Genomic DNA, 13,355 nt, shown 5'->3' with positions numbered 1-13,355 from the left:
CCTAGGCGGTCGAGCCGGGTCGGCACTTCACGATGGTGCTCGACGTGGGCGCACCTATTACCCTCGAGCGAGTGTCCGGAACCCGATCGACCCCTGCCCGGGGGCACCGTCTCGACATCCAGGGGCTGCGCGCCGTCGCGGTCAGCCTGGTCGTCGTCTACCACGTGTGGCCGAGCAGCATCACCGGTGGCTACACCGGCGTCGACGTCTTCTTCGTCATCTCCGGGTTCCTGATCACCTCCCACCTGATCACCGCCGCGCCGTCGCGCGGGCGCGACCTCGTCACGTTCTGGATGCGGCGGGTGCGACGGCTGCTGCCCGCGGCGCTGCTGGTCCTGGCCGTCACCCTCGTGCTCTCCCGGCTGCTGGCGCCGGCCACGCTCTGGAAGGACACGGCGCTGGGGGCCGTGGCCGCCTCGCTCTACGTGGAGAACTGGCGCCTGGCCGGTCAAGCGGTCGACTACCTCGCGGCCGAGAACGCCCCGACGCCCGTGCAGCACTACTGGTCCCTGTCCGTGGAGGAGCAGTTCTACGCCGTCTGGCCGATCCTCGTGCTGCTGTGCGTGCTCGTGGCACGCCGTCTCGGGCTGCGGCTGGTCCACGTGCTCGGTGTCGCCCTCGTGGTCGTCGTGGTCGGCTCGTTGGCGTACTCGATCCACGCCACCGCGGCCGACCCGTCCTCGGCCTACTTCGTCACCCCGACGCGGGTCTGGGAGCTGGGTGTCGGCGGTCTGGTCGCGATCCTCGTGGCCCTGCGCAGCCGGGCGTCCGCGGAGCCGGGCGTCGTGGGCGCGCAGCACGGTGGCGACGGCGGGGTCGCCGGTCTGCCGCCCGTCGTGCGGTCGGTCCTCGCGTGGGTCGGCTTCGCCGCCATCGGGTGGGCGGCGTGGACCTACACCGACGCCACCCCGTTCCCCGGGTCCGCCGCCCTCGTCCCGGTGCTCGGCACGGCGTTCGTCATCGGTGCTGCCGCCTCCGGTGCGGGGTCGCCGACCCAGCTGCTGTCCTCGCGTCCGGTGCAGTGGCTGGGCGACGTGTCCTACTCGGTGTACCTCTGGCACTGGCCGATCATCGTGCTCCTCGGCCACGTCGCGGGGGAGCGCGGCGTCCTCGACTCGCTGGCGGCGGTGGCCGCGACCCTCGTGCTCGCCGGGCTGACCAAGCGCTTCGTCGAGGACCGCTTCCGCAGCCACCCGCGCGGCCTGCCGCTGTGGCGGCCGTTCGCGGCGGCCGCGGTGGCGATGTCCGTGGTCGTGGGCATGGGGGTGGCCCAGGGCGCAGAGGTCGACCGTCGGCAGGACGACGCCCGCGAGCAGGTCCGGGCGGCCCTGTCCGGGAACGACCCCTGCTTCGGTGCCGGGGCCCTCGACCCCGAGCTCGACTGCGGGCCGGTGCAGGGCGACACGATCATCCCCGACCCCACGCAGGCGGCCGAGGATAAGTCCGACGCCTACGCCGACGACTGCTGGGTCTACCGCCCGTTCGACGACCTCACCACGTGCACGTACGGCGACCGTGACGCCGACGTGAGCATCGCCCTCGTCGGCAACTCCCACGCCGGGCACTGGTTGCCGGCGCTCCAGTCGATCGCCGAGGAGCGGGGCTGGCGGATCACCACCTTCCTGGCCTCGCAGTGCTTCCCGACGGACGCGATGATCCAGCTGGAGACCGAGGAGTTCCGCCGCAACTGCGTGGGATGGGGCGAGAAGGTCCAGAAGGCGACCTCCGGCGACGCGTTCGACCTCGTGGTGGAGTCGACGCGCACCGGGCTGCCGGTGGTCGGCGTCGACGGACGGGCCGAGTCCTACGACGGCTGGTACGACGGGTACCGGTCCTACGCGAAGCGGTGGCTGGACTCCGGGGCGCGCCTGCTGGTCATCCGCGACAACCCGTTCCCCCAGAGCACCGTCCCCAACATCCCCGACTGCGTGGCCGAGCACACCGACGACCTGGCCGCGTGCTCCGCGCCACGCGAGGACTGGGAGATCCCCGACCCGCTGGCCGACGCCGTGCGCGACCTCGACACCCCGGCCGCGTCGGTCGCCGACCTGACCGACTTCTTCTGCGACGACACCTGCTACCCCGTCATCGGAGGGGTCTTGGCCTACTTCGACTCCTCGCACATCTCGGCGACCTACTCACGCACCCTGGCGCCGTACCTGGAGCCGTCGTTGGTCGCGGCGCTGGAGCAGCCCCGGTGACCCCGTCGGGTTTCGCCCGCGCGCGGCGCTGCGTCACAATGGCGAGGTGACCACTCCGGCCCCGGTCGAGCTCGACGAGCCCGCCTCCGACCTCCGCCTCGCGCTGGAGGACCCGTGGGTCACGATCGTGTGGAACGACCCCGTGAACCTCATGTCGTACGTGGCCTACGTGTTCCGCGCCTACTTCGGCTACTCCGACGAGAAGGCGACCGAGCTCATGCTGGCCGTGCACCACGAGGGTCGCGCGGTCGTGTCGAGCGGGAGCCGCGAGCAGATGGAGCGCCACGTGCAGGCCATGCACGAGTACGGCCTGTGGGCCACGCTGCAGACGTCGGACACGATCTGATGCGCCCGTTCAAGCGCCGCCGACGCGGCGGGGTCGTCGCGGCGTTCGAGCCCGAGGAGGCGCACGTCCTGGCCAACCTGGCCGGTCAGGTCGTCGAGCTGCTCCGTGACCGCAACGGCACGCCGGAGTCCGACCCCGACCCGCTCGCGGCGCAGCTGGGGATGGGCGGTCCCTCCCTGCCGCCGGAGGACCCGGTGCTGCGCCGCCTCCTGCCCGACGCCTACGGCGACGACGCCGAGGACTCCGCCGAGTTCCGCCGCTTCACCGAGCGGTCCCTCACGAGCGCCAAGGTCGAGAACGCCGAGCGACTCATCGCGTCCCTCGTCTCCGGTGGCATGGGGCTGGACGAGGACGACGGCCCCGAGGTCGTCGTCGAGGTCGAGCTCGACGACGCCGAGGTCCAGGCCTGGCTGCGGACGCTCACCGACATCAGGCTCTCGATCGCCGTGCGGCTCGGCATCGACTCCGACGACGACGCCCTCTCGGTCGCCGAGAGCGACGACCCGGCGGTCCAGGCGATGTCCGACGTGTACGACTGGCTCGGCTACGTCCAGGAGACGCTCGTCGGGGCCCTCACGTGACCGGTTCCGGGACCGTGTACCCGGAAGGGCCGCGCCGCCTCGGTGCCACGGACGGCCGGGCGCACCAGGTCCTCGGGCTGTCGCTCTTCCTGGTGTGCCCGGTCGCCACCGTGGTGTGGGGCGTGGCGAGCACGTGGCGCACGCCCGAGCCGTTCCTGGCGACGCTCGTCGCGCAGGTGCTGGCCGTCGGCTACCTCGTCTGGCTGAGCCGGGCCTGGGCCCGACCCGCGCGCAGACCCGGCGGCGCCGACCTCGCGCTCGCCGTCGTCCCGCTGGTGCTGAGCGCGCTCGGTCTGTGGCTGCTGCAGGAGCTCGCGACGTCGTACGGGATCCGCACCAGTGCGGTGCCGCGCGTCCGCCAGGGGATCGCCTTCGACACCGACATCGCCTACCTCGCGTCGCTCGGTGCCGTGGCAGCCTCGGTCCTGGCCGCGCTCGTCCTGCTCGCGCTCCTGCTGCGCGCCCGTCGCGTCACCTCGCGCCCCATCACCTCGAGCCCCACCGGGTAGGCCCCCGGAGGGTCAGCGGTCGGCGCCCTCGAGCACCGCGGCCATCGCCGCGTGCCCGCGCTGGCGGGCCAGCTGCAGCGCCGTCCGTCCCTGCTGGTCGGTGATCGTCGGGTCCGCCCCGGCGTCGAGCAGCGCCTGCACCAGGTCGCGGTGCCGTCGGCCGCCGTCGCCGAGCACCACGGCCTCCAGCAGTGCCGTCCACCCCAGGTCGTTGACGTGGTCGAGGTCGACGTCGGTCGACACGACCCAGCGCACGTACTCCAGGTGGCCGCGCTCGCTCGCGGGGATGGGCGAGAGGCCACCGAACCGGTTGCGCAGCGTCAGGTCGGCACCGGCGGCGAGCAGGAGGCGGCCCATCGGGACGCTCCCGGTGACGCCGGTGACGAGCCAGGGCGTGTCGGACCGGTCGTCCACGGCGTTCGGGTCGGCGCCGAAGCGCACGAGCAGGCGCGCGACGTCGAGGTGGTCCGCCGCGGCGGCGAGCAGCAGCGGCGTGCGGTCGCGCCCGTCACGGGCCTCGATCCGTGCTCCGCGCGCCAGGGCCGTCGCGGTCTCGCGGGCGTCACCACGTGCAGCGGCATCGAGGAGCCGCTCGTCGAGGCGCTCCTGCTCGGCCCGGGTGGGCGGCGTCGTAGGCGTCGAGGTCGCGCTCGGGCCGGGGGTGTCGGCACCCGTCGTCCGCCCGGGCTCGCGAGCGTCGCCGGCGGTGCAGGCCGCCAGCACGAGCACGGTCGTGAGGGCGAGAGCGAGCACCGGGGAAGGTCCGAGCGAGGTCATCGGGTCTGCTCCAGGGCCTCGAGGCTCGTGCGGGCATGGGCGCCGAGCACCTGCTCCAGCCGTGCGCCGTCACCGGACTCGAGGGCGTCGACGAGCGAGACGTGCTGGGCGTGGATGAGCCCGGGGTCGGCGTGCCTGCGCAGGAGCCACCCCAGCACCTGGCGGAGGGGACGCGTCGTCTCGCGCACCATCGGCGCCGGTGCCAGGTCCGTCAGCACGGCGTGGAACCGGGCGTTGAGCTCGACGGCGTCGTCGTGCCGGTCCTCGGCCAGGGCCCGTGCCCCGCGGTGCAGCACCTCGCGCAGCTCCGTGACGTCCGTGCGCGCGACCAGCATCCGTCGGCAGGCGACGGCGTCGAGCGCGTGCGCGATCTCGAGCAGCTCGGCGACGTCGTCGGCCCGGTGCTCGCGCACGGCCACTCCGCCGGTGCGCCGCTCGACGGCGAAGCCCTCGGCGACCAGGGTCTGCAACGCCTCGCGCACCGGGATGCGCGACAGCCCGAGACGCTCGGCGAGGTGACGCTCCACGAGACGCTCGCCCGGAGCGATCTCGCCGGAGACGACCAGGGCGCGCAGCCGGTCGGTGGCGTCGTCGACGGCGAGAGCCCCCTGGGCGCGAGACTTTGGCATACCAAAATCGTACCGGACGGATGCACGTTCGTCTCAGCGCTCAGGCGTCGCCCTGCGTCCGCGGCAGGCGTCGATAGACTCGCGGCCGTGCTCACCATCGACCGCGCGACCCGCGACGCGATCATCGCCCACGCCCGCCGGGACCACCCCGACGAGGCGTGCGGGGTCGTGGCGGGGCCGATCGACTCCGACCGTCCCGCCCGGCTCGTGCCCATGGTGAACGCGGCGATGTCGCCCACGTTCTACGAGTTCGACTCGACCGACCTGCTGCGCCTCTACCGCGACATGGACGACCGCGACGAGGAGCCCGTCGTGATCTACCACTCGCACACCGCCACCGAGGCCTACCCGTCACGCACCGACGTGAACCTGGCCTCCGAGCCCGGCGCCCACTACGTGCTCGTCTCCACTCGTGACGGCGCCGACGTCGAGGGGACGGCGGTCGACTTCCGCTCCTACCGGATCGTCGACGGCGAGGTCACGGAGGAAGAAGTCCGCGTCGTCGAGCGTTACGACGAGTGAACCCCCGACCACATCCCCCGAGAACCGGAAGAGAGTGACGGCACCGATGGCCATCGAGGTCCGCATCCCGACCATCCTGCGCACGTACACCGACGGCGAGCGCGCCGTCGAGAGCAAGGGCGCCACCGTGGCCGAGCTCGTCGAGAACCTGGAGTCGGCCCACGCCGGCATCAAGGACCGCCTCGTCGAGGAGGGCGACCAGGGCGTGGCCGTCCGGCGCTTCGTGAACGTGTACGTCAACGACGAGGACATCCGGTTCACCGGGGGTCTCGAGACGGCTCTCTCCGACGGCGACACCGTCGTGATCCTGCCCGCCGTCGCGGGCGGTAGCTGAACCTCGTGGCGCGTTTCGACTCGCTCGCCGACACCGTCGGCGGCACCCCGCTCGTCGGCCTGCCCGCGCTGTCGCCGAGCGACGACGTGCGCCTCTGGGCCAAGCTGGAGGACCAGAACCCGACCGGCTCGATCAAGGACCGTGCTGCGCTGGCCATGATCGAGGCCGCCGAGGCCGACGGTCGGCTCACGCCCGGCTGCACGATCCTCGAGCCCACCAGCGGCAACACGGGCATCTCCATGGCCATGGTCGCCAAGCTGCGCGGCTACCGGATGGTCTGCGTCATGCCCGAGAACACCTCGGAGGAGCGCCGTCAGCTGCTGCGCATGTGGGGCGCCGAGATCATCCCGTCGCCCGCCGCCGGCGGCTCCAACGAGGCCGTGCGCGTCGCGAAGGGCATCTCCGAGGAGCACCCGGACTGGGTGATGCTCTACCAGTACGGCAACCCCGCCAACGCGGAGGCGCACTACCGCGGCACGGGCCCGGAGATCCTCGCCGACCTGCCCGAGGTCACCCACTTCGTGGCCGGGCTGGGCACCACCGGCACGCTCATGGGCACCGGACGGTACTTCCGCGAGGCCAAGCCCGACGTGCGCATCGTCGCCGCCGAGCCGCGCTACGGCGAGCTCGTCTACGGACTGCGCAACCTCGACGAGGGCTTCGTGCCCGAGCTCTACGACGCGTCGTTGATCGACGCCCGGTTCAGCGTCGGCCCGCGTGACGCGGTGCGCCGCGTGCGCGAGCTCCTCGAGGCGGAGGGCATCTTCGCCGGCATCTCCACCGGCGCGATCCTGCATGCCGCACTGGCCCAGGCGGCCAAGAGCCAGAAGGCCGGCGAGCGAGCCGACATCGTCTTCATCGTCTGCGACGGCGGCTGGAAGTACCTGTCGACCGGCGCCTACGAGGGTACGCTCGACGAGGCCGAGGACGCCCTCGACGGCCAGCTCTGGGCCTGAGCCCCCCAGCTGGTCGACGGGGCTGGTCGGCGGGGTCGGTGCCGGTGACGGTTCCGGGTCGCCGCTCCCTCCGCTAGCCTCACGGTGTGCGCGACATCGTGGTCTTCTCCGGAAGCGCCCACCGCTCCCTCGCCGAGGCCATCTGCAACGAGCTCGGCACCACCCTCTCCCCGTCGGAGACCGTGCGCTTCAGCAACGACTGCCTGCAGTCGCAGCTGCACGCCAACTGCCGCCAGCGCGACGTCTACATCGTCCAGCCGCTGGTGCCGCCGACGCAGGACCACCTCATGGAGCTGCTGCTCATGGTCGACGCGGCGCGCGGTGCGTCGGCGGCCTCGATCACCGTCGTGGTGCCGCACTACGCCTACGCGCGGTCGGACAAGAAGGACGCGTCGCGCATCTCCATCGGCGGCAAGCTGGTGGCCGACATGATGGCCACGGCCGGCGTGAGCCGCGTGGTCACCATGACCCTGCACGCGCCCCAGGTGCACGGGTTCTTCTCGATGCCGCTCGACCACCTGACCGCCATCGGTGAGCTGGCCGACCACTACCGCGGGTCCGACCTGAGCAACGCGGTGGTCGTCTCGCCCGACTTCGGCAACGCCAAGACGGCCTCGCAGTTCGCGCGGCTGCTCGGCCTGCCGGTCGCTGCGGGCAGCAAGCAGCGCAAGGCCGACGACAAGGTCGTCATCGACGCCATCGTCGGCGACGTCTCGGGCAAGCGCGCGATCGTGCTCGACGACGAGATCGCTACCGGCGGCTCCATCGTCGAGCTCGTGTCGATGCTGGAGACCCAGGGCGTCACCGAGATCTCGGTGGCCTGCACTCACGGGCTGTTCACCGGCAAGGCGGTCGAGCGGCTGCGCGACCACCCGGGGATCGCCGAGGTGGTCACGACCGACACCGTGCCGCCGCCCGCTGACTGGCCCGAGCTGCGGGTCCGCTCGGTCGCGCCCCTGTTCGCCCAGGCCATCGCCCGCATCCACGCCGGCGAGTCGGTCAGCAGCCTCTTCGACGGCGTCGACCCCACCCACGCGCCACCGCAGCCCAAGCTCCCGCTCTAGACGCTCCGGCAGTCCAGCCCCGGGGTGGCGATGGCCGCCCGACGAAGGTCCGTGGTGAGCGGGTCGCCTCTCACGCACCGGGACGGGCGTGCCGACGTCCCGGGACCGGACTAGGGTCGAGCGACGACGAAGGGGGTCGCGCGTGAGGCGACGATTCATGGGGGTGCTGGCCGGGCTCGTGCTCGCGGTGCTGGCGCCCCTGCTGCTGGCAGGTCCGGCGCAGGCCGCCGACGGCGGTTCTGGCGACGGCAGTGCCGGCGAGGGTGGGGGCCGCGAGGTCGTCGTCGGCACGGAGGGCACCTACCCGCCGTTCTCGTTCAACGAGGGCGGTGAGCTGACCGGCTACGACATCGAGGTCATCGAGGCCGTCGCCGACGAAGCCGGCTGGCAGCTGCGGTTCGTGCAGTCGCAGTTCGACGCGTTGTTCGGGGCGCTCGACTCCGGGCGCATCGACGTGATCGCCAACCAGATCACCGTCAACCCCGAGCGCGAGGAGAGCTACGCGTTCTCCACGCCGTACACGTACTCGCGTGGCGTCATCGTCGCGAAGAAGGGCTCGGACATCCGAACCCTCGCCGACCTCGAGGGCAAGGTCACGGCGCAATCGGCCACCAGCAACTGGTCGCAGGTCGCGAAGGACGCCGGCGCCCGCGTCGAGAACGTCGAGCAGTTCGCCCAGGCTGCCGACCTCGTGGCCCGCGGCCGGGTCGACGCGATCGTCAACGACAACATCGCCGTGCTCGACTACCTCGCCACCACCGGTGACGACCAGATCGAGGTGGTCGGCGACGCCGGCGAGGAGGTCGGCGCGCAGGCGCTGGCCTTCCGTCAGGACGACGAGGCCCTGACCCGTGAGGCCGATCAGGCCCTGGACTCCCTGCGTGCCGACGGGACCTTGACCGAGATCAGCGAGAAGTACTTCAAGGCCGACGTCTCCGTCGAGGACGGGGGCGCCGCCGAGGTGGGCGGCCGCTCCGGCACCTCCTGGTGGGACTCCGTCCGTGACAACGCGTGGCCGACCCTCGTCGCTCTCCTGAAGATCACGATCCCGCTCACCGCGCTCAGCTTCGCCATCGGACTCGTCGCGGCCGTGCTCATCGCGCTGGCCCGGATCTCCTCGTCCCGGCTGCTCTCGTGGCCGGCGCGCTTCTTCATCTCGGCGGTGCGCGGCACCCCACTGCTGCTGCAGCTCTTCGTGGTGTTCTTCGCCCTGCCGCAGCTCGGCGTCGAGCTGCCGTCGTTCCTGGCGGCCACGCTGGCGCTGAGCGTCAACGTGGCCGGCTACGCCGCGGAGACCGTGCGCGGCGCGCTGCTCGCCGTTCCGGCGGGTCAGCACGAGGCGGCGGCCACGATCGGCATGTCCCGGAGCCTCACGTTGCGTCGGGTGGTCCTCCCGCAGGCAGGAAGGATCGCGGTGCCGCCGCTCTCGAACACCCTGATCTCGCTCGTGAAGGACACCTCGCTCGTCTCGGTCGTCCTGCTGACCGACCCCTTCCGGGTGGTCACGCAGGCCGCATCGACCACGTTCGACTACCTGCCCCTGTACGTGATGCTGGGCTTCTTCTACTGGGTCATCTGCACGCTGCTCACCGCGGTGCAGAACCGGCTCGAGACGCGACTGAACAGGTACGTGACCACATGAGTGCACCCACCGGCCGGACCCCGCTCCTCCAGGCCCGCGGCCTGCGCAAGGCCTTCGACGGCACCGCGGTGCTCGACGGCATCGACCTCGACGTCCCCGAGGGCACGACGACCGCGGTCATCGGCCCCTCGGGGTCGGGCAAGACCACGCTCCTGCGCTCGCTCAACGCACTGACCGTGCCCGACGCCGGGGTCGTGACGATCGGCGACGTGTCGGTCGACTTCGGGTCGCTGCCGAGGGGGAGGGAGGGCCGGCGGCGGGCCGAGCTGCTGCGCCGTCAGAGCGGGATGGTCTTCCAGTCCCATGAGCTCTTCCCGCACCGCACCGTGCTGGGCAACCTCGTCGAGGGCCCGGTGCAGGTGCAGGGGGAGGACCCCGACGAGGCCGCCGCCCGCGCCCGGGCGCTCCTGGAGCAGGTGGGACTGTCGGGCCGTGAGGACGCCTACCCCTCGCAGCTCTCCGGGGGTCAGCAGCAGCGCGTGGGCATCGCGCGCGCCCTCGCCCTGCGGCCGCGCGTGGTGCTGCTCGACGAGCCGACGTCGGCGCTCGACCCCGAGCTCGTGGGCGAGGTCCTCGCGGTCGTCCGCGACCTCGCCTCCCAGGGCTGGACCATGGTCGTGGTGACGCACGAGATCCGCTTCGCGGCCGACGTCGCCGACACCGTGGTCTTCGTCGACGGCGGCCACGTGGTCGAGCAGGGGCCGGGGCGCGAGGTCGTCGACGCGCCGCGCGAGGAACGGACGCAGCGCTTCCTCGATCGCATCCTGCACCCCGGGTGAGCCCGTCGTCGGCGGCCAGGGGTGGCCGTGCCCCCGCCGCGTCCGTAGGCTTTCACCTCGTGGCGGACGCACCGATCGGGATCTTCGACTCTGGCTTCGGCGGACTGACCGTCGCCAGAGCCGTGATCGACCAGCTGCCGCACGAGCCGGTGCTCTACCTCGGCGACACCGCCCGCCAGCCCTACGGCCCGCAGCCGATCCCCGCGGTGCGGGAGTTCGCGCTCGAGTGCCTCGACCACCTGGTCGCCCAGGGCGTGAAGATGCTGGTCATCGCCTGCAACTCCGCGAGCGCCGCCGTGCTGCGTGACGCGCGCGAACGCTACGACGTCCCCGTCGTCGAGGTCATCGTCCCCGCCACCCGTCGGGCGGCCCGCGCTACTCGCAACGGTCGGGTGGGCGTCATCTGCACCCGCGCCACGGCCGCGTCGCGCGCCTACGACGACGCCTTCGCCGCGAACCCCGGCATCGAGCTCGTCACGCAGGCCTGCCCCGACTTCGTCGACCTCGTCGAACGGGGCGTCACGACCGGCCCCGAGGTCGACGCGGCGGCCGAGGAGTACCTGGCCCCGCTGCGCGACGCGGGTGTCGACACCCTGGTGCTCGGCTGCACGCACTACCCTCTCCTGACCGGGGCGATCGCCCTGGCCATGGGCGAGGAGGTCACCTTGGTCTCGAGTGCGGAGGAGACGGCGAAGGACGTCTACGCGCGGCTCGTGCAGGGCGGGCTGCTGCGCGACGTCGAGGCGCCCGCACCGGAGCACCGGTTCCTCACCACCGGCCGGCCCGACGAGTTCGGTGTGCTCGGCCGTCGCTTCCTCGGGCCCGAGGTCGAGACGGTCGGACAGTTCGCGCAGGTGGTGGCATGAGGCTCACGATCGTCGGCTGCGCCGGATCGTTCCCCGGGCCGGACTCGGCGTCGAGCTGCTACCTCGTCGAGCACGACGACTTCCGCCTGCTCGTCGACCTCGGCAGCGGAGCCCTCGGCCCCCTGCAGCGCCACCTCGACCTGCGCGACGTCGACGCGGTCCTGCTCTCGCACCTGCACGCCGACCACTGCTTCGACCTGTCGGGCTTCTACGTGGTCAGCAAGTACCACCCGACGGGCGCGCTGCCGACCATTCCCGTGTACGCCCCTCAGGGCGCCGGTCCGTTCCTCGCGAGCAGCTACGGGCGGTCCGAGGGACTGCAGATGGCCGACCAGTTCGACTTCCGCTCCTGGGTGCACGGCGAGGCGGTGCAGATCGGTCCGTTCCTGGTGACCCCGTCGCTCATGGACCATCCCGTCGAGGCCTACGGGATGCGGATCGAGGCCGACGGACGCGTGCTGGCGTACTCCGGCGACACGGCACCCACGGAGGCGCTCGACGACGTGGCGCTCGGCGCCGACGTCTTCCTCTGCGAGGCCTCGTTCGTGGAGTCCGCGACCAATCCGCCGAACCTGCACCTGACCGGTGCGGAGGCCGGTGACTACGCCACCCGCGCCGGCGTCGGCCGCCTCCTCGTGACCCACGTGCCGTCGTGGACCGACCGCGACGAGGTCGCCGCCGACACCCGCTCCACCTTCGCGGGGGACTTCGTCCTGGTCGAGGCCGGGCAGGTCTACGACGTCTGAGCGCCCGTCGGTAGGGTCGCGGACATGACCTCCCGCGAGGACGGCCGCGCCGTCGACGAGCTCCGCCCGATCACGATCACCCGCCACTGGCTCGACCACGCGCAGGGGTCCTGCCTGGTGGAGTTCGGCAAGACGAAGGTGCTGTGCGCCGCGTCGGCCACGGAGGGCGTGCCGCGCTGGCGCAAGGGCTCGGGACTGGGCTGGGTCACGGCCGAGTACGCGATGCTGCCGCAGGCCACGCACGACCGTTCCGCGCGCGAGTCCGTCAAGGGTCGCATCGGTGGCCGGACGCACGAGATCTCGCGGCTCGTGGGCCGTTCGCTGCGCGCTGCGGTGGACTACACGGCGCTCGGTGAGAACACGATCACGATCGACTGCGACGTCCTGCAGGCCGACGGTGGCACGCGCACGGCGGCCATCACCGGCGCCTACGTGGCCCTGGCCGACGCCGTGGCGCACCTGCGCGACAAGGGTGCGCTGGCGGGGGAGCCCCTGGTGCAGTCGGTGGCCGCGGTCAGCGTCGGCATCATCGACGGCACCCCCATGCTGGACCTGCCCTACGTCGAGGACGTGCGCGCCGAGACGGACATGAACGTGGTCATGACGGGCAGCGGCGCGTTCATCGAGGTGCAGGGCACCGCCGAGGGCGCGCCCTTCGTCCGCTCCGAGCTCGACGCCCTCCTGGCCCTGGCCGAGAAGGGCTGCACCGACCTCACCCGCCTCCAGCAGGAGGCGCTCGCCCGATGACCGACGACACGGCGGGGGTGCCGGGCCGTGGGCGGCAGACCAGCACCGTCGTGCTCGCCTCGAACAACGCGAAGAAGCTGGCGGAGCTGCAGCGCATCCTCGCGCCCCTCGTGCCGGGGGTCGAGGTGCTCGGGCTCGCCGACGTCGCGGACTACCCGGAGCCGGCCGAGACCGAGCCGACGTTCGAGGGCAACGCCCTGATCAAGGCGCGGGCGTGCCTCGAGGCCACGGGGCTGCCGTCGCTCGCCGACGACTCGGGCCTCTGCGTCGACGCGCTCAACGGGATGCCGGGCGTGCTCTCCGCGCGCTGGTCGGGCGTGCCGAAGGACCAGGGGGGCGACGCGGCGAACAACCGGCTCCTGCTGTCGCAGATCTCCGACGTCCCGCCCGAGCGACGCAGCGCCACCTTCGTCGCCGCCGTCGCGTTCTGCGCGCCCGACGGGCAGGAGCACGTCGTCCGGGGCGAGATGCCCGGCCGCATCCTGGCGGGGGAGCAGGGCGAGGGCGGATTCGGCTACGACCCGCTCTTCGCCGCCGACGGGTTCGACGTGTCGACCGCCGAGCTGAGCCCGTCCGACAAGGATGCGATCAGCCACCGCGGACGGGCGCTCGCGCAGGTCGCGCCGCTGGTCGCCGCGGTGCTCTCGGCCTGACGG

General features: G+C 72.4%; 16 protein-coding genes. 14 read left to right on the top strand and 2 right to left on the bottom strand.

The window, feature by feature from the left end; all coding sequences use genetic code 11:
* Positions 1-71: 71 nt before the first annotated feature.
* The 4 genes from ASF35_RS14020 to ASF35_RS14005 are packed head-to-tail and all read left to right on the top strand — an operon-like array spanning position 72 to position 3,637.
* Positions 72-2,201 (top strand): acyltransferase family protein, encoded by a 2,130-nt coding sequence (locus tag ASF35_RS14020; protein WP_055968752.1) that lies wholly within the window; start codon positions 72-74, stop codon positions 2,199-2,201.
* A 46-nt stretch (positions 2,202-2,247) separates the two neighbouring features.
* Entirely contained in the window at positions 2,248-2,547 is a 300-nt protein-coding gene (gene clpS / locus ASF35_RS14015; RefSeq protein ID WP_200914431.1) for an ATP-dependent Clp protease adapter ClpS, read from the top strand.
* Positions 2,547-3,128 carry a DUF2017 domain-containing protein gene (locus tag ASF35_RS14010; protein WP_055968748.1) on the top strand — a complete coding sequence of 194 codons (582 nt, stop codon included), beginning with the start codon at positions 2,547-2,549 and terminating at the stop codon, positions 3,126-3,128. Before clpS ends, ASF35_RS14010 begins: the two co-directional genes overlap by 1 nt.
* On the top strand, positions 3,125-3,637 hold the full coding sequence (locus ASF35_RS14005) for a hypothetical protein (RefSeq protein ID WP_055968746.1): 513 nt from the start codon (positions 3,125-3,127) through the stop codon (positions 3,635-3,637). The genes ASF35_RS14010 and ASF35_RS14005 overlap by 4 nt, the downstream gene beginning before the upstream one ends.
* A 12-nt stretch (positions 3,638-3,649) precedes the next feature.
* On the opposite strand, the gene ASF35_RS14000 is transcribed toward ASF35_RS14005, so the two are convergent.
* Both ASF35_RS14000 and ASF35_RS13995 read right to left on the bottom strand, forming a co-directional pair.
* The gene (locus ASF35_RS14000) at positions 3,650-4,414 is read right to left on the bottom strand and encodes an ankyrin repeat domain-containing protein (protein ID WP_055968745.1); all 765 of its coding nucleotides are present in this window, start codon (positions 4,412-4,414) and stop codon (positions 3,650-3,652) included.
* Complete coding sequence (locus ASF35_RS13995) at positions 4,411-5,043, bottom strand: GntR family transcriptional regulator (RefSeq protein WP_055968743.1); 633 nt, start codon at positions 5,041-5,043, stop codon at positions 4,411-4,413. Before ASF35_RS13995 ends, ASF35_RS14000 begins: the two co-directional genes overlap by 4 nt.
* A gap of 87 nt (positions 5,044-5,130) precedes the next feature.
* Here ASF35_RS13995 and ASF35_RS13990 point away from each other — a divergent pair, with 87 nt between their 5' ends.
* The 10 genes from ASF35_RS13990 (at position 5,131) to rdgB (ending at position 13,352) form a co-directional block, all read left to right on the top strand.
* Positions 5,131-5,565, top strand: coding sequence for a Mov34/MPN/PAD-1 family protein (locus ASF35_RS13990; RefSeq protein ID WP_055968741.1), 435 nt, complete (start codon positions 5,131-5,133; stop codon positions 5,563-5,565).
* Between the two features lie 46 nt (positions 5,566-5,611).
* Positions 5,612-5,899 carry a MoaD/ThiS family protein gene (locus ASF35_RS13985; RefSeq protein ID WP_055968738.1) on the top strand — a complete coding sequence of 96 codons (288 nt, stop codon included), beginning with the start codon at positions 5,612-5,614 and terminating at the stop codon, positions 5,897-5,899.
* A gap of 5 nt (positions 5,900-5,904) precedes the next feature.
* A complete protein-coding gene (locus tag ASF35_RS13980) occupies positions 5,905-6,855 on the top strand; it encodes a PLP-dependent cysteine synthase family protein (protein WP_055968735.1) in 951 nt (316 codons plus the stop codon).
* A gap of 86 nt (positions 6,856-6,941) precedes the next feature.
* Complete coding sequence (locus ASF35_RS13975) at positions 6,942-7,919, top strand: ribose-phosphate pyrophosphokinase (RefSeq protein ID WP_055968733.1); 978 nt, start codon at positions 6,942-6,944, stop codon at positions 7,917-7,919.
* A gap of 142 nt (positions 7,920-8,061) precedes the next feature.
* Positions 8,062-9,561: an ABC transporter substrate-binding protein/permease gene (locus tag ASF35_RS17775; RefSeq protein WP_235492852.1), complete on the top strand. Its 1,500-nt coding sequence runs from the start codon at positions 8,062-8,064 to the stop codon at positions 9,559-9,561.
* Positions 9,558-10,340 carry an amino acid ABC transporter ATP-binding protein gene (locus ASF35_RS13965; RefSeq protein ID WP_055968732.1) on the top strand — a complete coding sequence of 261 codons (783 nt, stop codon included), beginning with the start codon at positions 9,558-9,560 and terminating at the stop codon, positions 10,338-10,340. Before ASF35_RS17775 ends, ASF35_RS13965 begins: the two co-directional genes overlap by 4 nt.
* A gap of 59 nt (positions 10,341-10,399) precedes the next feature.
* Positions 10,400-11,206 (top strand): glutamate racemase, encoded by an 807-nt coding sequence (gene murI, locus ASF35_RS13960; RefSeq protein ID WP_055968730.1) that lies wholly within the window; start codon positions 10,400-10,402, stop codon positions 11,204-11,206.
* Positions 11,203-11,952: an MBL fold metallo-hydrolase gene (locus ASF35_RS13955; protein WP_055968727.1), complete on the top strand. Its 750-nt coding sequence runs from the start codon at positions 11,203-11,205 to the stop codon at positions 11,950-11,952. The genes murI and ASF35_RS13955 overlap by 4 nt, the downstream gene beginning before the upstream one ends.
* A gap of 24 nt (positions 11,953-11,976) precedes the next feature.
* The gene (gene rph / locus ASF35_RS13950) at positions 11,977-12,699 is read left to right on the top strand and encodes a ribonuclease PH (protein WP_055968726.1); all 723 of its coding nucleotides are present in this window, start codon (positions 11,977-11,979) and stop codon (positions 12,697-12,699) included.
* Positions 12,696-13,352: an RdgB/HAM1 family non-canonical purine NTP pyrophosphatase gene (rdgB, locus tag ASF35_RS13945; protein WP_055968724.1), complete on the top strand. Its 657-nt coding sequence runs from the start codon at positions 12,696-12,698 to the stop codon at positions 13,350-13,352. Before rph ends, rdgB begins: the two co-directional genes overlap by 4 nt.
* The last annotated feature ends 3 nt before the right edge of the window (positions 13,353-13,355 follow it).

Source organism: Aeromicrobium sp. Leaf291 (assembly GCF_001423365.1).
Lineage (GTDB): Bacteria > Actinomycetota > Actinomycetes > Propionibacteriales > Nocardioidaceae > Aeromicrobium.
The sequence above is the reverse complement of the archived record's forward strand: the minus strand, read 5'-3'. Positions and strand labels throughout refer to the sequence as shown.